An 18,323-nucleotide genomic window follows, 5' to 3' on the forward strand; every position below is an offset into this window, starting at 1 on the left:
AACGATCACCAAAGAGTGTTCTACGGTTGGTGATCAAACCGGCACGATTTGTTGACGTGCGCGGTCAGTCCAGGTAGTCGCGGAGCACCTGGGAACGCGAGGGGTGCCGCAACTTGGACATGGTCTTGGATTCGATCTGCCGGATGCGTTCCCGGGTCACGCCGTACACCTGGCCGATCTCGTCCAGGGTGCGCGGCTGGCCGTCGGTGAGGCCGAAACGCAGGCGCACCACGCCCGCCTCACGCTCGGACAGCGTCTGCAGGACCTGCTGGAGCTGGTCCTGCAGCAGCGAGAACGACACCGCGTCGACGGCGACGACCGCCTCGGAGTCCTCGATGAAGTCGCCGAGCTGGCTGTCACCCTCGTCGCCGATGGTCTGGTCGAGCGAGATGGGCTCCCGGGCGTACTGCTGGATCTCCAGCACCTTCTCCGGTGTGATGTCCATCTCCTTGGCCAGCTCCTCCGGGGTGGGCTCGCGGCCCAGGTCCTGGAGCAGCTCGCGCTGGATACGGCCGAGCTTGTTGATCACCTCGACCATGTGCACCGGGATGCGGATGGTGCGGGCCTGGTCGGCCATGGCGCGGGTGATGGCCTGGCGGATCCACCAGGTGGCGTAGGTGGAGAACTTGTAGCCCTTGGTGTAGTCGAACTTCTCGACGGCGCGGATGAGGCCGAGGTTGCCTTCCTGGATGAGGTCGAGGAAGGCCATGCCGCGGCCGGTGTAGCGCTTGGCCAGCGAGACCACCAGGCGGAGGTTGGCCTCCAGCAGGTGGTTCTTGGCGCGCTCGCCGTCCCGGGAGATCCACATCAGGTCGCGCTGGAGGTCGCGGACCAGCTTCTCCTCGCCCTCGTCGGCGGCGCGCAGCCGCTCGGCGGCGTAGAGGCCGGCCTCGATCCGCTTGGCCAGCTCGACCTCCTGCTCGGCGTTGAGCAGCGGCACCTTGCCGATCTGCTTCAGGTACGCCCGCACGGAGTCGGCGGAGGCGGTCAGCTCGGCGTCCCGGCGCGCCTGCTTGAGCGCCTCGGACTCCTCGTCGTCCCACTCGAAGTCGTTGTCGGTGGCGGAGCTGGCCGCGTCGGCCTCGGCGGCCTGGGTCAGCTCGGCCGGCTCCTCGACCACCACGTCCTCGATCTCGGCGGCCAGTTCCTCCGGGTCGATCTCACCGTCGGGGCCCTCGGCCTTGCCACCGGCCTTGGCCGGCTTGGCCGCGGCGGTCTTCGCCGCCACCGTGGCCTTGGTGGCGCGGGTCGCCTTGGTGGCCTTCGCCGGGGCCGCGGCCTTGGCCACGTCGGCGGTGGTGGCCTTGCGCGCGGTCGCCTTCCGAGGGGCCGGGGCGGGCGACTCGTCGGCGGCCGGAGCCTGCTTCGGGGCGGGCGCGGCGGCCTTCTTGGTGGTCTTGGCGGTGGTCGCGCGGGAGGCCGGGGTGGCGGACCGGGCGGCGGCGACGCGGCGGCGGGTGCTCGCCGAGCCGTCCACCACCACCGTCACGCCCGCCTCGGAGAGTGCGCGGAGGATCTTCTTGGCCTGGGCCGGGGTCACCTCAGCGGACTCGACGGTGCGCGCGAGCTGGGCCGACGTGAGCTGGCCGCCGGCGCTCTGCGCGTGGGCGATCAGGGTGTCGGTGAGCGAGCGAACGTCGGCGCCGGTCTGGCGGGGATCTGTCACGAAGACCTTCCGGAGGCGAAAGAGCGAGCACGGCCGGGTCGTCCGGCGCAGCATGGGACGGCCGCGCCGGGCGAGTCGTTGAGGACCCCCGTGTCCCGGCCCGTCCGGTCGCTGGCGGTCCGTGGCGCGTGGGCAGGGTGAATTGTAACGCCGTCTGCCGCGATCATCCCGCGCCGCACGGCGGACCCGCGGTCCGGGACCGCAGATTCGGCGCAGATGTGGACTTTGTAAGGATGATACCCGCGCGCGAGACGGCCGGTCCCGATCGTGCGGGAAGGGGAGAAACATGATCACCTCGACGCCCACGGCGCGGGAGTTGCTCACGATCGCTGTCGACGTGGCCCGGGAGGCAGCCGCCACCGCGTACCGGATGCGGGTCGAGGGTGTCTCGGTGGCCGCGACCAAGAGCACGGTGACCGACGTGGTCACGGCCGCCGACCGGGCGGTGGAGCGGCAGGTGGTCGCCGCGCTGCGGCAGCGGCGGCCCGGCGACGCGGTGCTGGGCGAGGAGTACGGCGCGGGGGAGACCGGCCCGGCCGGCGACGACGGCGTGCGCTGGATCCTCGATCCGATCGACGGAACCGTGAACTACCTGTACGGGCTGCCCTACTGCGCCGTCTCGCTGGCCGCCGAGGTGGCCGGTGAGGTGGTCGCCGGGGTGGTCCGCAACGTCGTCACCGGCGAGGAGTGGACCGCGACGCTCGGCGGCGGCGCGTGGCGCGACGGGCAGCGGCTGCAGGGTTCCACCGCGACCGACCTCGGGCAGGCGCTCGTCGCCACCGGGTTCGGCTACGACGCCGGCCGCCGGGCGCACCAGGCGCGGGTGGTGACCGAGCTGATCCCGCACATCAGGGACATCCGCCGGATGGGCGCCGCCGCGCTCGATCTCTGCCTGGCCGCCGAGGGGCGGGTGGACGCGTACTACGAGAAGGGGCTGGCCGACTGGGACCTGGCCGCCGGCGGGCTGGTCGCCCGGGAGGCCGGGCTGCTGGTGACCGGCCTGACCGGCCGCCCGGCCGGACCGGACATGGTGCTCGCCGCGCCGCCGGCGCTGCACGGGCCGCTGCACGACCGGCTGGCCGACCTGGACGCCTCCGGCGGGCCGTGACCGGCGCCGGACACGCGACGGGGCGGCCTCCCCGGAGGGAGACCGCCCCGCGTCGCCGGGCCGCCGTCGGCTACTTCTCGATCGGCATCGGGCAGGTCTCGGGCGGCGCCTGCGGCGCGCCCAGGTCGCCGAGCGACTGGTTGACCTCGGTGGTGGTGGCGAGCTGCTGGAACTGGTTGCCCAGTACCACGTCGACCACGTCGTCCTTGCGGTTCGCGTCGAAAGCCTGGTTGGCCTCGTTGAGGAAGTACGCCCGCAGCAGGTGTGCCGAGCCCACGGCCTTGGGCCCGAACCGGAGCTCGGCCACGCCGTCGAACGCCTTCTTCTCGTTGCCGACCTTCTTGACCTGGAACTTGCGGTTGCGGAAGTCGTCCGCGACGCTGCCGGCCCGGCCGGCCTCGTCGGTGGCGTTGTAGACGTTGATCTTGACGTCCTTCTGCTCCCGCAGCCGCAGGTCGACCAGCGGCCAGCCGTCCGGGCAGGCGGCCGCCGTACCGGCTGTGCCCTGACTGTCCTTCAACACGGCGACGACCACGACGACCAGGGCGACAGCCGCCAGCAGTCCGACGACAACGAGTGCTCGCACTCGCGCAAAACTCATCCTGGGCGCTCCCCGGACAGTGATTGGGTGGTGGCGGGCGACGCGGTCGGGCCGCGACCGGTCGGCCGTCCAGTACGCCGCTGAGGTTAACGCTTGTCCGGCTCAGGCGTGGAAACAGTCCGACATACCGGCGCGCCGGGCGGTGAACCGGTAGGACTACCCCTATCTTCGTGTCGCCTGAGTCACATTGGGAACAACTTCGGGCGCAGAGGCGTACATCTCTCCCGCAAGGGCGGTATACATGCCTCGCCCACAGGGGGGGTAAGGTTCCGCGCTCACCGGGGGCATTTCGCACCGGCGGGCCCGGCCCACCGCTCGTCGGGTCGGGTGCCCGACAGAGATGGTGGCCGGTCAGGGGAACCGAAACGGCGTCGTCCGGCGTTACAACCGGCAGCGACAATATCGATATTGGAGAGTGAAACCGATGGCCACCGACTACGACGCCCCGCGTCGCGACGAGGTCGACCTCGGCGAGGACAGCCTGGAAGAGCTCAAGGCCCGGCGGGTCGACTCACAGTCGGGCGCCGTGGACGTCGACGAGGCCGAGGTGGCCGAGAGCTTCGAGCTGCCCGGCGCCGATCTGGCCGACGAGGAGCTCACGGTCAAGGTCCTCCCGATGCAGCAGGACGAGTTCCGGTGCGCCCGCTGCTTCCTGGTCCACCACCGCAGCCAGCTGGCGGTCGAGCGCAATGGCGACCTGATCTGCCGCGAGTGCGTCTGATCCCGACCGGGGACACCAGCGGCGGCCTCCTCGACGGGGCCGCCGCTGTTCGAGCCGCCGCCGTGCGCGCGTGGCCGGGAGCTGCTTGACTCGTACGGGCGGCTGCCACGCCGCGCGGAGCAGGAGGGCGGACGGGTGAGCGAGCGCAGCGAACAAGCCGGCCCGGACACGCCCGGCCCGGAGGTACCCGGCCCGGACAGCCCGGACACCGTGGAGCTGGGCGCCACCGTCGCCGCCCTGACCGCCGACGACATCGCGCCCGCCCGCCGGCGGCAACTGCTCACCCGGCTGGTCGGGCAGGCCCGCGCCCGCGGGATCAGCGACCTGTTCAAGCCCCGTGCCGCGGTGCGCTGGATGACCGACACGGTCGCCGAGGTCGCACCGCACGTGCCGATCCGTGACCTCGCCACGCTGCGGCGGCACTTCCCCGGCCTGGACGACGAGGCGCTCGCCGACCGGCTGGTCCGCAACGCGTCCCGCGCCACCGCCGGGGTCGGCGCCGCGGGCGGCGGGGTCGCCGCCGTCGAGTGGGCGGTGACGCCCACCCTGCTCTCCGCACCCGTGCTGCTGGCCGCCGAGACGGTGGCCGTGGTGGCGATCGAGCTGAAGCTGATCGGCGAGCTGCACGAGGTCCACCGGGTGGCGCTGCCGGCCGGCGGCACCGGCCGTGCCGTGGCGCTCGTGCAGTCCTGGGCCACCCAGCGGGGGATCAACCCGATGATGCCCGGTGTCGGGGTCAGCGCGGTGCTCGGCACCGCCGCCCGCCGCGAACTACGCGACAGCCTGATGCGTCGCTTCGGGCGCAACCTCACCACGCTCGGGCCGTTCCTGACCGGCGCCGCCGTGGCCGGCTACCTCAACCGCCGGGCCACCCGCGCGCTCGGCGAGCAGCTGCGCAAGGACCTGCGGCGTACCGCGCGGGCCCTCCCGGACAAGCCGTCCTGACCGGCTGCGCCGAGCCTCGGCGGCAGCGCCGGGCCGGGCCGTCAGGCCGCGTCGCGGGCGGCCAGCAGGGCGGTCGCCAGCTGGACCGGATGCCGGGTGCTGACCACCCAGAACGGGGTCGGGTCGGCCGGGTCGTCCAGCACCACCTGCACCGCGCCGCCGATCCACGGCCGCTGCACCACGAAGGCCAGCGGGTCGGAGCCGACACCGAGCACCTCGCGCCGGCCGGCCGCGTCCAGCGGCACCACGTCCGCGACGTACCGCACCGGCAGGTGGGCGTCGTCCACCCGCAGCTCGCCGTCACGCACCTCGACCCGGATCCGGCCCAGCCACCACAGGCCGGCCACGGCGGCGGGGATCAGCAGGACGAACGGCAGCCAGGCGCGTGCCCCGGTCGCGCCCATCCACAGCTCGACCGCGAGCAGGACGGCCGCGGCCAGCCCGGCCGGCCAGGCCCACCAGGGCAGCCCGAGGCGCTCCGCGTACGGCGCGGCGGTGGCCGTCGGGGCGGCCGGAGATGACGACTGACGCACACAGACGAGGGTACGGCGCGCGGGCGGCCCGGCAACCGGCAGGATGGCAGGGGCACCCCGCAGGACCGGACGGAAGAGGATGACCGTGACAGACGTCGTACCCGTGCCCGTGCGGCTGCTCGACCCGGAGCTGCCACTGCCGGCGTACGCCCATCCCGGCGACGCCGGGGCGGACCTGGTGGCCGCCGCGGACGTCGAGCTGCCCCCCGGCGGCCGGGCCCTGGTCCCCACCGGCGTGGCGGTGGCGCTGCCGGACGGCTACGTCGGGCTGGTGCACCCCCGATCCGGACTCGCGGCCAGACTCGGCGTGACGGTGCTCAACGCGCCCGGTACGGTCGACGCCGGCTACCGGGGTGAGATCCTGGTCAACCTGATCAACCACGACCGGGACACACCGGCCAGGATCAGCCGGGGTGACCGCATCGCGCAGCTCGTGGTCCAGCGGGTCGCCCGGGCCGAGTTCCGGCCGGTGGCCGAGCTGCCCGGGTCCCGGCGTGGCACCGGCGGGCACGGATCCACCGGCGGGCACGCCGGGCTGGTCCCGGCGCCGTCCGGCGGGCAGAGCGAAGAGGTGGCAGGGTGAGTGTGAACAGCGGAGGGTGGGCGCAGTGATCTTCTCCCGGAAGCGGGCCGACGAGGCGCGTGACAATGGGGTCCTCGACGCCGAGGAGACCCCGTCGGCGCCGGACCGCGGCCCGTACGACGTCAGCGAGGCGCCGGACGCGCCTCGCCTCGACCTGGGCAGCCTGCAGATCCCGGCGGTGCCGGACGTCGAGGTGCGGGTCCAGGCCGACCCGCAGGGCGTGATCCAGCAGGTCGTGCTCGTGCACGGGCAGAACGCGCTCCAGCTCGGCGTCTTCGCCGCGCCCCGGTCCGAGGGCATCTGGGACGAGGTGCGCGAGGAGATCCGCCAGTCGCTCGTGAACGACGGCGCGACCGCCCGGGAGGTCGAGGGCGAGCACGGGCCCGAGCTGCGCGCCCGCGTGGCTACCCCGGACGGGCCGACCGACCTGCGGTTCGTCGGCATCGACGGCCCGCGCTGGATGGTGCGCGGCGTCTTCCAGGGCGCGGCCGCCACCGACCCGGCCGCCGCCGGCCCGCTCGCGGCCTGCCTGGACGGCCTGGTCGTCGACCGCGGCCAGGAGGCCAAGCCGGTGCGCGAGCCGCTGCCGCTGCGGCTGCCCCGCGAGGTCGCCGAGCAGCAGGCCGCCGACCAGCAGGAGGTCTGAGCCACACGTGCCCGGGCCCGGCGCCGATCGGCGCCGGGCCCGCGCCGTGTCCGGTTCGCCGGCGGCGGTACGCGCGACACGCCGCTCCCGCCGGCGGGCCACACCGGCGTACGCTGGCGGGACGGTTCCGCCGCCCGCGGGGCCCCGCTGTGGAGAGGGTGACGCGGAGGTCATGACGACCGACGAGAGCCGGGGGTCGCTGCGGCGGCTCCTGCACCGGCTCACCGCGAGCGAGGCCGAGATCGAGGCGCAGGAGCTGCGCCGGGAGAGCGCCGAGTCCGGCGGCACGCCCGCCCACCAGTGCAACAGGGGTCAGGTGGTGTCGGTGGCCGGAAGGCTGCGTACCGTCGTCTACACGCCCCGCACGAACCTGCCCACGCTGGAGGCCGACCTCTACGACGGCAACGACGTGGTGACGCTGGTCTGGCTGGGCCGCCGGCACATCGCCGGGATCGAGCCGGGCCGGCACCTGACCGCGCGCGGCCGGGTGGCGGTGCGTGACGACCGCAAGGTGATCTACAACCCGTACTACGAGCTGGAGTCGCCGAAGTGACGACCGGACAGCAGCACACCCCGTCGGGGCTCGGCCCGCAGGACGAGGAGCGGCTGCCCAGCCTCGCCGAGCAGATGGCCGACCAGCTCGGCGGATGGCGCGGGCTGGTCGAGTCGAGCATCCCGGTGGTGGTCTTCGTGATCGCCAACGTGATCGGCGAGCTGCGCCCCGCCGTGTACGCCTCGGTGGCGGTGGCGCTGCTGATCGCCGGGCTGCGGCTGGCCCAGCGCAAGCCGGTGCGGCACGCCGTCAACGGGCTGTTCGGCGTCGGCATCGGCGCGCTGCTGGCGCTGCGCACCGGCGACGAGCGCGACTTCTACCTGCCGGGCATCCTCTACGGCATCGGGTACGGCCTGGCGCTGCTGCTGTCGGCCGCGATCCGGCAGCCGCTGGTCGGCTGGATCTGGTCGGTGCTGGTCGCCAAGGGCCGCTCCGAGTGGCGCGACGACCCCAAGCTGGTCCGCACCTTCACCCAGCTCACCGTGCTCTGGGGCGTGGTGTGGCTGGCCAAGGTCGGCGTACAGGCCGGGCTCTACCTGGCCCACCAGGACACCGCGCTCGGCGTGGCCCGGCTCGCACTGGGCTACCCGCCGTACGCGCTGCTGCTGCTGATCACGGTGTGGGTGGTGCGCCGGGTCACCCGGGAGACCGCACCCACCCCGTTACCCGGCTCCTGACCCCGCCTCAGGCGCGGTCGCGGTGCCGGTCCGCGCTGGCCGGGCCGAGGATCACCGCGCGCACGTCGTCCTCCACCGCCGCGGTGCAGACGAACACCAGCTCGTCGCCGGCCTCGATCGGGTCGTCCGGGGTGGGCACCAGCACCCGCTTGCCACGCACGATCGCCACCAGCGCCGCGTCCCGGGGGATCGGCACCGCGTGGATCGGCTGCCCCACGTAGGGCGCTGTCGGCGGCAGCGTGATCTCGACCAGGTTCGCCTCGCCCTGACGGAACGTCATCAGCCGGACCAGGTCGCCGACGGTGACCGCCTCCTCGACCAGCGCCGCCATCACCCGCGGCTTGCTCACCGCGACGTCCACGCCCCACTGCTCGGTGAACAGCCACTCGTTCTCCGCCCGGTTGACCCGGGCGACCACGCGGGGCACCGCGAACTCGGTCTTGGCCAGCAGCGACACCACCAGGTTGACCTTGTCGTCGCCGGTGGCGGCCACGACCACGTCGCACCCGGCCACGTCGGCCTCCTCCAGGCTGGCCAGCTCGCACGCGTCGGCGAGCACCCAGTCGGCGGCCGGCACCCGGTCGGGCCGCAGCATCTTCGGCTGCCGCTCGATCAGCATCACCTGGTGGCCGTTGTCGATCAGCTCCTGGGCGATCGAGCGGCCCACGTTGCCGGCGCCGGCGATGGCGATCCGCATGGCTCAGTGCCCCCCTTCCGGCGGCGCCGCCGCCACCGACGTGACCGGGCCGTTGATGTCGTCGGTCACCAGCATGTAGACCTGATCGCCCTCCTGGATCACCGTGGAGGCGGTGGGCAGGGTGCCGATCCCGAACCGGTTCAGGTAGGCCACCCGGGCACCGACGGCCTGCTCCAGCTGCCGCAGCGGCCGGCCGATCCATTCCTTGTGCACCGGCACCTCGATGATCGAGACGGTGCTCGTCGGGTCGCGGAAGATCTCCACGTTGCCCTCGGGGACCAGGTGGCGCAGCATCCGGTCGGCGGTCCACCGGACGGTCGCCACGGTCGGGATGCCGAGCCGCTCGTAGACCTGGGCGCGGCGCTGGTCGTAGATGCGGGCCGCGACCCGGGACACGCCGAACGTCTCCCGCGCCAGCCGAGCCGAGATGATGTTGGAGTTGTCGCCGCTGGACACCGCCGCGAACGCGTCGGCCCGCTCGATGCCGGCCTGGCGCAGCACCTCGCCGTCGAAGCCCGCACCGGTGACCGTGATGCCGGCGAAGTCCGGCCCGAGACGGCGGAACGCGTCCGCGTCCTGGTCGATCACCGCCACCGAGTGCCCACGCGACTCCAGGCTGTGGGCCAGGGTCGATCCGACCCGGCCGCAGCCCATGATCACCACATGCACGGTGTCCGCTCCTCCCACGGCGCCGCCCGCCGACCCGTCGCCTGCGAGCCTGCCACGTCCCCCCGCGGGACGGGGGACCGAACCGTACCGCGCGGCCGCACGCGGGGGAGATCGACCACCCCCGCGCCCCGGACCCGGTGGTCGTACGCTTGGCGGTTGTGGCCCGACCCACCTCGCTGCTGAAGCGACTCCTCCTCGGTCGACCGTTCCGGTCCGACCGCCTCCAGCACACCCTGCTGCCGAAGCGCATCGCGTTGCCGGTCTTCGCCTCGGATGCGCTCTCCAGCGTGGCGTACGCCCCGGACGAGATCCTCCTGACGCTGTCCATCGCCGGAGCCTCGGCGTTCTTCTTCTCGCCGTGGGTGGCGCTCGCGGTCGTCGTGGTCATGCTGACCGTGGTGGCGAGCTACCGGCAGAACGTGCACGCCTACCCCTCCGGCGGCGGCGACTACGAGGTGGCGACGGTCAACCTCGGTCCCAAGGCCGGCCTGGCGGTGGCGAGCGCGCTGCTCGTCGACTACGTGCTCACCGTCGCCGTCTCGGTCTCCTCCGGCGTGGCGAACCTCGGCTCGGTGGTGCCGTTCGTGGCGACCCACAAGGTGCTCATCGCGGTCAGCGCGGTGGTGCTGCTCACCGCGATCAACCTGCGCGGCCTGCGCGAGTCCGGCACCGCCTTCGCCATCCCCACGTACGGCTTCGTGATCGTGATCGGCGGCATGCTGCTGACCGGGCTGGTCCGCATCTTCGTGCTCGGCGACGACCTGCGCGCGCCGAGCGCCGGCCTGGAGATCCAGGCCGAGCACAGCGTCACCGGGTTCGCGCTGGTGTTCCTGCTGCTGCGCACGTTCTCCTCCGGCTGCGCCGCGCTCACCGGCGTGGAGGCGATCTCCAACGGCGTACCGGCGTTCAAGAGCCCGAAGTCGAAGAACGCGGCGACCACGCTGCTGCTGCTCGGCGGCATCGCGGTGGCGATGCTGGTCGGCATCATCTGGCTGGCCCGCCTCACCGGCCTGCAGTTCGTCGAGGACCCGGGCAGGCAGATCGTCTCCGGCCCGGACGGGTACGTGCAGAAGACGGTCACCACCCAGCTCGGCGAGACCGTGTTCGGCGGCGGCTCGGTGCTGCTCTACGTGGTCGCCGGGATGACCGCGCTGATCCTGTTCCTGGCCGCCAACACCGCCTTCAACGGCTTCCCGGTGCTCGGCTCGATCCTCGCGCAGGACCGCTACCTGCCCCGCCAGCTGCACACCCGGGGCGACCGGCTGGCGTTCTCCAACGGCATCCTCTTCCTGGCCGTCTTCGCGATCGTGCTGATCGTCGGTTTCCAGGCCGAGGTGACGAAGCTCATCCAGCTCTACATCGTCGGGGTGTTCGTCTCGTTCACGCTCTCCCAGGCCGGCATGATCCGGCACTGGAACCGGCACCTGCGCCGCGAGCGCGACCCGGAGGCGCGCCGGCGGATGATCCGCTCCCGGGCGATCAACACGTTCGGCATGGTCATGACCGGCGTCGTGCTGATCATCGTGCTGGCCACGAAGTTCCTGCTCGGGGCGTGGATCGCGATCGTCGCGATGGCCGTGATGTACGTGGTGATGCTCGGCATCCGCCGCCACTACGACCGGATCGCCGAGGAACTGGAACCGACCGAGCAGCGCGGCGTCCTGCCCGCCCGCAACCACGCCATCGTGCTGGTCAGCAAGCTGCACAAGCCGACGCTGCGGGCCGTCGCGTACGCCCGGGCCACCCGGCCGGACACGCTCACCGCCGTCACCGTGAACGTGGACGAGCAGGACACCCGCGATCTCCAGGCCGACTGGGAGCGCCGCGAGCTGCCGGTGCCGCTCACCGTGATCGACTCCCCGTACCGGGAGATCACCCGCCCGATCCTCAACTTCGTCGCGTCGGTGCGCCGGGAGTCGCCGCGCGACGTGGTCACCGTCTTCATCCCCGAGTACGTGGTGGGCCGCTGGTGGGAGAACCTTCTGCACAACCAGAGCGCGCTGCGGCTCAAGGGGCGGCTGCTGTTCGAGCCGGGCGTGATGGTGACCAGCGTGCCGTGGCAGCTCGCGTCCACCGCCAGCAAGAACCTGGACCGGCTGGACGCCACGCTGAGCCGGGGACCGGCGCGTGGCCCCCGGGTGGCGCCGCAGAGCACGCTGCCGCCGCCGGTGGCGTCCACGCCGTCCGCGCCCTCTGCCGAACGGGAGGAGCGGTCGTGAGCGCCGACGAGCGTCCCGTTCCTGTGCCGGCGGCGCAGCGGCCCGGGCTGGAGGAGGCCGAGCGGGTCGAGCTGACAGTCGACGCGGTCGCGCCGGGCGGGCACTGCGTGGCCCGCGTCGGCGGCCAGGTGGTCTTCGTCCGGCACGCGCTGCCCGGCGAGCGGGTGATCGCCGAGGTGACCGAGCTGCACCGGGGCTTCGCCCGCGCCGACGCGGTGGAGATCCTGGACGCCTCGCCGGACCGGGTCACCCCGCCGTGCCCGTACGCCCGGCCGGGCCGGTGCGGCGGCTGCGACCTCCAGCACGTCGCCCCGGCCGCCCAGCTCGACTGGAAGCTCTCCGTGGTGCGCGAGCAGCTCACCCGGCTGGGCGGCCTCACCGCGGAGCAGATCGACGCGCTCGGCGTCCACGTCGAGGCGCTGCCCGGCGGGCCGCTGGGCTGGCGCTCCCGGGTCCGCTACGCGGTCGACGCGGCCGGGCGGGCCGGGCTGCTCAAGCACCGCTCGCACGAGGTCGTGCCGATCGACAGGTGCCTGATCGCGCACCCGGCGATCCAGGACCTGCCGGTGCTCCCGCCCACCGGTGCCCGCTGGCCCGACGCCGACGCGGTGGAGACGGTCGCCAGCACCGGCAGGGACGTCGCCGTGGTCGCGTACACCGATGGGGTTCCGACGGCGGTGAGCGGGCCGGAGCGGGTCCGGGAGACGGCGGCCGGGCGGTCCTTCACGCTGCCCGCCTCCGGGTTCTGGCAGGTGCACCCGGCCGCGGCGGACGCGCTGACCGGCGCGGTCCTCGACCTGCTCGACCCGCAGCCGGGCGAGACGGCCTGGGACCTGTACGGCGGGGCCGGCCTGTTCGCCGCCGCGCTCGCCGAACGGGTCGACGGGGCCCGGGTGACGCTCGTCGAGTCGGCGCCGGACGGGGTGGCCGCGGCCCGGCAGAACCTGGCCGACCTGCGCGCCGTCGAGGTGGTCGCCGCGCGGGTGGAGGCGGCGCTGTCCCGGCGCCGGATCGCCGGACCGGTCGACCTGGTGGTGCTCGACCCGCCGCGCTCCGGCGCGGGCGCGCCGGTGGTGCGTGCGGTGGCGGGCGCCGGGCCGCGCGCTGTCGCCTACGTGGCCTGCGACCCGGCCGCGTTCGCCCGGGACGTGCGCACGTTCACCGAGGCGGGCTGGCGGCTGGCCGCGCTGCGCGGCTTCGACCTGTTCCCGATGACCCAGCACGTGGAGCTGGTGGGCCTGTTCCTGCCTGGCTAGCCTGACCCGATGAAGATCGTCGGGCTGATGTCGGGCACGTCCTACGACGGGGTGGACGTGGTGGCCGCCGAGTTCACCGCCGACGGCGACACGCTGCGGCTGCGGCCGCTCGGGCACCGGGAACTGGCGTACCCGGACGACCTGCGGGCCGAGATCGGCGCGCTGCTGCCCCCGGCGGCCACCACGATCGAGGCGGTCTGCCGGCTGGACAACCGGCTCGGCGAGGTGTTCGCCGAGGCGGCCGCGGCCGGCGTCGAGCTGGCCGGGGGCACCGCCGACGCGGTCGTGTCGCCCGGGCAGACGGTCTTCCACTGGGTCGAGGACGGCCGGGTGCGCGGCACGCTCCAACTCGGCGCGCCGGCCCGGGTGGCCGCCCGGGTGGGCGTACCGGTGCTGCACGACCTGCGCTCGGCGGACGTCGCCGCCGGCGGCCAGGGCGCGCCGCTGGTCCCGGCGTTCGACGCGCTGCTGCTCGACCCGGCCGCTGGTGCTGCACCCCGCGCCGCGTTGAACCTCGGCGGGATCGCGAACCTCACCGTGGTCGCGCCCGGCACGCCGGTCCTCGGGTACGACGTGGGCCCGGCCAACGCGCTGCTGGACGCCGCCGCCCGGCGGTTCCTGGACCGGCCCTGCGACGTCGACGGGGCCCGCGCCGCGGCCGGGCGGGTGCACGAGGCGCTGCTGGCCCGGCTGCTCGCCGAGCCGTACTACGCCACGCCGCCGCCCAAGTCGACGGGTAAGGAGCTGTTCCACGGCGGCTACCTGGACGCCGCGCTGAGCGGGCTGGGCGAGCCGGTGGCCGCCGACGACGTGCTGGCCACGCTCACCGAGCTGACCGCCCGCACGGTGGCCGACGCCTGCGACCGGCACCGGGTCACCGAGGTGGTGGCCGCCGGCGGGGGAGTGCGCAATCCCACACTCCGGGCGCGGCTGGCCGCGCTGGGCGCGGGACGCTGGCGGCTGCGCACCACCGACGAGCTGGGCGTACCGGCCCAGGCCAAGGAGGCGTACGCGTTCGCGCTGCTCGGCTGGCTGTCCTGGCACGGGCTGCCAGGCGCGGTGCCCTCGGTGACCGGGGCGTCCCGGGCCGCCGTGCTCGGCTCCTGGACCCCTGCGGGCCCGTCCGCCACAGCACCCCGCCCACCCGCGCCCCGGCGGCTGGTGGTCGACGCCTGACCTGGGTCGATGCACGGCCGGGCTGCGGACTGTTCCGCGGCCGATAGACTCTCCGGTCATGAGTGTTGAAGAGGGCACGGCCAACCACGGTCGGCTGCTGGGCACCGTCCGCGGCCCGCAGGACGTGAAGCGGATGACCGCCGAGCAGCTGGACATCCTCGCCGCCGAGATCCGTGACTTCCTGATCGCCAAGGTCTCCCGCACCGGCGGCCACGTCGGCCCCAACCTCGGTGTGGTCGAGCTGACCCTGGCGATGCACCGGGTCTTCGACTCCCCGCGTGACCGGCTCCTCTTCGACACCGGTCACCAGGCGTACGTGCACAAGATCCTCACCGGCCGGCAGGAGGGCTTCGACAAGCTCCGCCAGCGTGGTGGCCTCTCCGGCTACCCCAGCCAGGCGGAGAGCGAGCACGACCTGATCGAGAACTCGCACGCCTCCACCGCCCTGTCGTACGCCGACGGCCTCGCGAAGGCGTACGCGCTGCGCGGCGAGAAGCGCTCAGTGGTCGCCGTGGTGGGCGACGGCGCGCTCACCGGCGGCATGTGCTGGGAGGCGCTGAACAACATCGCCACCGCCGGCAACCCGCTGGTGATCGTCGTCAACGACAACGGCCGGTCCTACTCGCCGACCATCGGCGGCCTCGCCGACCACCTGTCGTCGCTGCGGCTCAACCCCGGCTACGAGAAGGTGCTCGACACGGTCAAGGACGCGCTGGGCAACACCCCGTTCGTCGGCAAGCCGATGTACGAGGTGCTGCACGCGGTCAAGAAGGGCATCAAGGACGCGGTCGCCCCGCAGGCCATGTTCGAGGACCTCGGCATCAAGTACGTCGGCCCGGTCGACGGCCACGACGTACCGGCCGTCGAGGCGGCACTGCGCGCCGCGAAGAACTTCGGCGGCCCGGTGATCGTGCACGCGGTCACCCGCAAGGGCTACGGCTACCGTCCCGCCGAGGACGACGAGGCCGACTGCCTGCACGGCCCCGGCGCGTTCGACGCCGAGACCGGCAAGCTGCTCGCCGTGCCGTCGGTGAAGTGGACGAACGTCTTCGCCGACGAGCTGGTCGCGATCGCCGACGAGCGCCCCGACGTGGTCGGCATCACCGCCGCCATGGCCGAGCCCACTGGCATCGCCACGCTCGCCCGCAAGTACCCGGAGCGGGTGTACGACGTGGGCATCGCCGAGCAGCACGCCGCCACCTCCGCCGCCGGCCTCGCCATGGGCGGGCTGCACCCGGTCGTCGCGGTCTACGCCACGTTCCTCAACCGCGCGTTCGACCAGGTCCTGCTGGACGTGGCCATGCACAAGCTGCCCGTCACGTTCGTGCTGGACCGGGCCGGCATCACCGGTCCGGACGGGCCCAGCCACTACGGCATCTGGGACATGTCGGTCTTCGGTGTGGTGCCCGGCCTGCGGATCGCCGCGCCCCGCGACTCGGCCACGCTGCGCGAGGAGCTGCGCGAGGCGGTCGCCGTGGACGACGGCCCGACCATCCTGCGCTTCCCGACCGGCACCGTCGCCGCCGACCTGCCGGCTGTCCGCCGGGTCGGCCCGGTCGACGTGCTGGCCGAGTCGGCGCGTACCGACGTGCTGCTGGTAGCGGTCGGCTCGTTCGCCGGCCTCGGCGTGGAGGTCGCCGCCCGGGTCGCCGAGCAGGGCTACGGCGTGACTGTGGTCGACCCGCGCTGGGTGCGCCCGGTGCCGGCCGAGCTGGTCGAGCTGGCATCCGCGCACCGGCTCGTGGTCACCGTGGAGGACGGCGTACGCATCGGTGGCGTCGGCTCGGCGCTGGCCCAGGCGATGCGCGACGCGGATGTCCGCGTACCGGTCAAGGACATGGGCGTACCGGCCGACTGGCACCCGCACGGCAGCCGCGCGCAGATCCTGGCCGACCTGCGGCTGACGGCGCAGGACGTGGCGCGCGACGTCACCGGCTGGATCTCCGGCCTGGACGCCGCCCCGGTGGACCCGGCCACGAACGGAGCCCGAGCCCAGAGCTGAGCCTGCCTCCGTCCAGCCCGCCTCGTCGATCTTGCACTTGCGGCCCTCCTGATGTCGGTTTCGCCCGATCAGGGAGGGCCGCAATCGCAAGATCGCGGGGCCTGACGTGGAAGGAGGGCCTCGTGGAGATACGCGAGGCGGTGCCGGGGGATCTCTCGGGGATCGTCGGGCTGCACAGCCGGGCGCGGGTCGCCTACTACGGGGCCGGCGGGCTGCCGGTCGGGGAGATCCTCACCCCGGAGCCGGCCCGGGAACAGCGGGAGGGCTGGGCGGCGGCGATCACCTCGGCGCACAAGCAGGTGCGAGTCGCCATCGTGGACGGTGCAGTGGCCGGCGTGCTGGCCATGGGACCGCCGCCCTCGTCCGGCCTGGATCCACGCACGACGGCGCAGCTCTACCAGATCCACGTCGACCCGGAGATGTGGGGACGAGGCGTGGGGAGTGCGCTGCACGCGCTGTTCGTACGGCACCTGGCGGACGAAGGACTGGTGCTGGGCGTGCTGGAGGTGTGGGAGCGCAACACCCGGGCTCGCGCGTTCTACACCCGCCACGGCTGGCGCCCCGACGGCACCTCCGCCCCGGCCCAGCCCAAACCCCCTACCTGGGCATGCGGCTGACCCGCCTTTAGCCCACCCAGCCCTCAGCCCGCCCCGACCTCGTCGCCGGCCCCCAGATTGCCGGTTATGCCCTGTTCAGCGGGGCCCCAACTGCAAGATCGCCGAGCCGAGCCGAGCCGAGCCGAGCCGAGCCGAGCCAGCCCCGCCCCGCCTGGCTCCGTCCTGTTGACCAAGGAGTTTGGGTGCGTGGAGGGCCCTCCGGATGGCACAAACTCCTTGATCACCGAGCAGGGTGGGTGATCATGAGGTTGGCGGTGCGGGGTGTCCGGTTTGTCGCCGTCAAGTTCATGATCGACGGGAGCGGGCCAACGCGCGAGGCGGGGCCGGGCCAACGCGCGGGGCGGGACGCGGGTCAGGGGGTGGGGAGGGAGCGGTACCACGTTTTCTCGGTGCCGGCCAGGCTGAACGTCTGCCTGGCGTCGGTGTGCTCGACCACCACCAGGCCGGGACGGTCCACCAGGCGCGTCGTGCCGGGCGGTGCGGAGAACGAGGCGTCCCGGGTACGCCAGGACAGCACCGCCAGCGGCCGGCCCGGCATCGGCAGGTGGTACGCCTGAAGCGTGGTGGACCGGTCGGCGGGGGAGACCACCGGGGTGCCGCCGTCGGCCGGCCGGTAGACCACCGCCGTCATGGTCGCGCCCGGCGTCTCCCAGCTGAGCTGCTCCAACTCGCCCGGCTCCCCGTCACCGAGGGCCACCGAACCGAGCGAACGCGTCGCGATCTTCGCCATCGGCCAGGACTCCGGCGCGGAGCGGGGCGCCTCCCGGTCGCCGATGCGGCGCGGCACACTGCCGAACGGGCCCCGCTCACCGGCGAGCACACAGGTGTCCAGCCCGGTCAGCGCGCGCTTGCCGGCGCCCGTCTCGTCGCGTACCAGGGGGTAGCGGGGCGCTTCGGTGGCCGTACCCAGGTCGAGGACGCGGTCCGCGGCCTTGCCGCGCGGCAGCGACGGTGTGGCCCGCAGCGTCGCGGTCAGTTCGACGGCCCGGCAGGCCGGTACGGCGACCGGGTCGCTGACGCCGTCGGTGCCGCCGAGCACCTTGCCGTCGGGCCCGGTCAGGCGTTCGACGCGGGCCGAGGTGAGGTAGCGGCGGCCGGACGGCTCCCGCACCGGCAGCACGTCGGAGTAGACCAGGTAGCCGGGGTCGGTGTACTCGGTGGCGTGGACGACCCGCCAGCGCTGCCCGTCCCGGTCGAGTTGCAGCAGCCAGGAGGCCGACTCGCCGGGCACGTCGGCGGCGACGAGCGCGAGCGCCGACCCGGCGACCTGACCGGAGAAGAGGATGCCGGACGTGGGCACGTGCACCCGGTCGTCCACCGGGGAGCGCCAGTCGCGTACCGCTGTCGTGATCGCGGCGGTAGCCTCGGCGTCGCGGGCCAGGCTGCCGCGCGGCGGCCACACCGCGAGGGTGCCGTCCAGGCTGTCGTAGCCGACCCGCAGGTCCGCCGGCCGCCGTTCGGCGACCGGTCCGCAACCGGCCGTGACCAGCAGCAGAGCTGCCAGCGCGATGCCCGTCGTAGCGCCTCGGCGGGCTGAAAGCACCCTGATCCCCTCGCCGGTCGTCGGTCGGAAGCCCACATGGTACGAGACGACCGGTCACCCGGCCGCGCCCGGCTCACCCTTTCGGCCGATCGGCCACTGCGGAACGTGACG

Annotated in this window: 18 protein-coding genes; 12 read left to right on the plus strand and 6 right to left on the minus strand. The window is 73.6% G+C overall.

The window, feature by feature from the left end:
• Positions 1-64: 64 nt before the first annotated feature.
• Complete coding sequence (locus SM452_RS13390) at positions 65-1,666, minus strand: RNA polymerase sigma factor (RefSeq protein ID WP_121684303.1); 1,602 nt, start codon at positions 1,664-1,666, stop codon at positions 65-67.
• Between the two features lie 286 nt (positions 1,667-1,952).
• Between SM452_RS13390 and SM452_RS13395 the strand changes: the two genes are divergently transcribed.
• Positions 1,953-2,774, plus strand: a complete 822-nt coding sequence (locus SM452_RS13395; RefSeq protein ID WP_262013544.1) for an inositol monophosphatase family protein — start codon at positions 1,953-1,955, stop codon at positions 2,772-2,774.
• A 70-nt stretch (positions 2,775-2,844) separates the two neighbouring features.
• Here the strand turns inward: SM452_RS13395 and SM452_RS13400 are convergent, their stop codons facing one another.
• A complete protein-coding gene (locus tag SM452_RS13400; protein ID WP_262013654.1) occupies positions 2,845-3,360 on the minus strand; it encodes a LytR C-terminal domain-containing protein in 516 nt (171 codons plus the stop codon).
• 439 nt (positions 3,361-3,799) lie between these two features.
• Between SM452_RS13400 and SM452_RS13405 the strand changes: the two genes are divergently transcribed.
• Together SM452_RS13405 and SM452_RS13410 are read left to right on the plus strand one after the other, a co-directional pair.
• A complete protein-coding gene (locus tag SM452_RS13405) occupies positions 3,800-4,096 on the plus strand; it encodes a DUF4193 domain-containing protein (RefSeq protein WP_013284790.1) in 297 nt (98 codons plus the stop codon).
• A gap of 210 nt (positions 4,097-4,306) precedes the next feature.
• A complete protein-coding gene (locus SM452_RS13410) occupies positions 4,307-5,041 on the plus strand; it encodes a hypothetical protein (RefSeq protein ID WP_262013653.1) in 735 nt (244 codons plus the stop codon).
• Positions 5,042-5,082: 41 nt separating this feature from the next.
• Here SM452_RS13410 and SM452_RS13415 read toward each other — a convergent pair whose 3' ends face one another.
• Positions 5,083-5,574 carry a DUF3093 domain-containing protein gene (locus SM452_RS13415; RefSeq protein WP_128139123.1) on the minus strand — a complete coding sequence of 164 codons (492 nt, stop codon included), beginning with the start codon at positions 5,572-5,574 and terminating at the stop codon, positions 5,083-5,085.
• Between the two features lie 85 nt (positions 5,575-5,659).
• Between SM452_RS13415 and dut the strand changes: the two genes are divergently transcribed.
• From dut to SM452_RS13435, 4 genes are all read left to right on the plus strand, one after another.
• Positions 5,660-6,157 carry a dUTP diphosphatase gene (dut, locus tag SM452_RS13420; RefSeq protein WP_181726802.1) on the plus strand — a complete coding sequence of 166 codons (498 nt, stop codon included), beginning with the start codon at positions 5,660-5,662 and terminating at the stop codon, positions 6,155-6,157.
• Positions 6,158-6,182: 25 nt separating this feature from the next.
• The gene (locus SM452_RS13425) at positions 6,183-6,803 is read left to right on the plus strand and encodes a DUF3710 domain-containing protein (RefSeq protein ID WP_463840006.1); all 621 of its coding nucleotides are present in this window, start codon (positions 6,183-6,185) and stop codon (positions 6,801-6,803) included.
• 172 nt (positions 6,804-6,975) lie between these two features.
• Positions 6,976-7,356, plus strand: a complete 381-nt coding sequence (locus SM452_RS13430; protein ID WP_013284795.1) for an OB-fold nucleic acid binding domain-containing protein — start codon at positions 6,976-6,978, stop codon at positions 7,354-7,356.
• Positions 7,353-8,033, plus strand: coding sequence for a DUF3159 domain-containing protein (locus SM452_RS13435; RefSeq protein WP_194803002.1), 681 nt, complete (start codon positions 7,353-7,355; stop codon positions 8,031-8,033). Before SM452_RS13430 ends, SM452_RS13435 begins: the two co-directional genes overlap by 4 nt.
• Positions 8,034-8,040: 7 nt before the next feature.
• On the opposite strand, the gene SM452_RS13440 is transcribed toward SM452_RS13435, so the two are convergent.
• Positions 8,041-8,730: a potassium channel family protein gene (locus SM452_RS13440; protein ID WP_262013542.1), complete on the minus strand. Its 690-nt coding sequence runs from the start codon at positions 8,728-8,730 to the stop codon at positions 8,041-8,043.
• A 3-nt stretch (positions 8,731-8,733) separates the two neighbouring features.
• Positions 8,734-9,399: a potassium channel family protein gene (locus tag SM452_RS13445; protein ID WP_262013541.1), complete on the minus strand. Its 666-nt coding sequence runs from the start codon at positions 9,397-9,399 to the stop codon at positions 8,734-8,736.
• A gap of 158 nt (positions 9,400-9,557) precedes the next feature.
• Here SM452_RS13445 and SM452_RS13450 point away from each other — a divergent pair, with 158 nt between their 5' ends.
• The 5 genes from SM452_RS13450 to SM452_RS13470 all read left to right on the plus strand — a co-directional run bounded on the left by SM452_RS13450 (position 9,558) and on the right by SM452_RS13470 (position 16,669).
• Positions 9,558-11,618 carry an APC family permease gene (locus SM452_RS13450; protein ID WP_262013540.1) on the plus strand — a complete coding sequence of 687 codons (2,061 nt, stop codon included), beginning with the start codon at positions 9,558-9,560 and terminating at the stop codon, positions 11,616-11,618.
• Positions 11,615-12,874 carry a class I SAM-dependent RNA methyltransferase gene (locus tag SM452_RS13455; RefSeq protein ID WP_463840007.1) on the plus strand — a complete coding sequence of 420 codons (1,260 nt, stop codon included), beginning with the start codon at positions 11,615-11,617 and terminating at the stop codon, positions 12,872-12,874. The genes SM452_RS13450 and SM452_RS13455 overlap by 4 nt, the downstream gene beginning before the upstream one ends.
• A gap of 9 nt (positions 12,875-12,883) precedes the next feature.
• Entirely contained in the window at positions 12,884-14,050 is a 1,167-nt protein-coding gene (locus tag SM452_RS13460) for an anhydro-N-acetylmuramic acid kinase (protein WP_463840008.1), read from the plus strand.
• A gap of 58 nt (positions 14,051-14,108) precedes the next feature.
• Positions 14,109-16,052: a 1-deoxy-D-xylulose-5-phosphate synthase gene (gene dxs / locus SM452_RS13465; protein WP_318333054.1), complete on the plus strand. Its 1,944-nt coding sequence runs from the start codon at positions 14,109-14,111 to the stop codon at positions 16,050-16,052.
• Positions 16,053-16,174: 122 nt separating this feature from the next.
• Positions 16,175-16,669: an N-acetyltransferase family protein gene (locus SM452_RS13470; RefSeq protein ID WP_463840009.1), complete on the plus strand. Its 495-nt coding sequence runs from the start codon at positions 16,175-16,177 to the stop codon at positions 16,667-16,669.
• 352 nt (positions 16,670-17,021) lie between these two features.
• Here SM452_RS13470 and SM452_RS13475 read toward each other — a convergent pair whose 3' ends face one another.
• Positions 17,022-18,212, minus strand: a complete 1,191-nt coding sequence (locus SM452_RS13475; RefSeq protein WP_262013535.1) for a hypothetical protein — start codon at positions 18,210-18,212, stop codon at positions 17,022-17,024.
• Positions 18,213-18,323: the final 111 nt, after the last annotated feature.

This window comes from Micromonospora sp. SYSU B005 (genome assembly GCF_055362685.1).

Excerpts from the sequence above, each read along its gene's own strand:
- SM452_RS13430 (WP_013284795.1), top strand. The coding sequence starts at position 6,976 with ATGACGACCGACGAGAGCCGGGGGTCGCTGCGGCGGCTCCTGCACCGG.
- SM452_RS13460 (WP_463840008.1), top strand. The coding sequence starts at position 12,884 with ATGAAGATCGTCGGGCTGATGTCGGGCACGTCCTACGACGGGGTGGAC.
- SM452_RS13405 (WP_013284790.1), top strand. The coding sequence starts at position 3,800 with ATGGCCACCGACTACGACGCCCCGCGTCGCGACGAGGTCGACCTCGGC.
- dxs (WP_318333054.1), top strand. The coding sequence starts at position 14,109 with ATGAGTGTTGAAGAGGGCACGGCCAACCACGGTCGGCTGCTGGGCACC.
- SM452_RS13395 (WP_262013544.1), top strand. The coding sequence starts at position 1,953 with ATGATCACCTCGACGCCCACGGCGCGGGAGTTGCTCACGATCGCTGTC.
- SM452_RS13440 (WP_262013542.1), bottom strand. The coding sequence starts at position 8,730 with ATGCGGATCGCCATCGCCGGCGCCGGCAACGTGGGCCGCTCGATCGCC.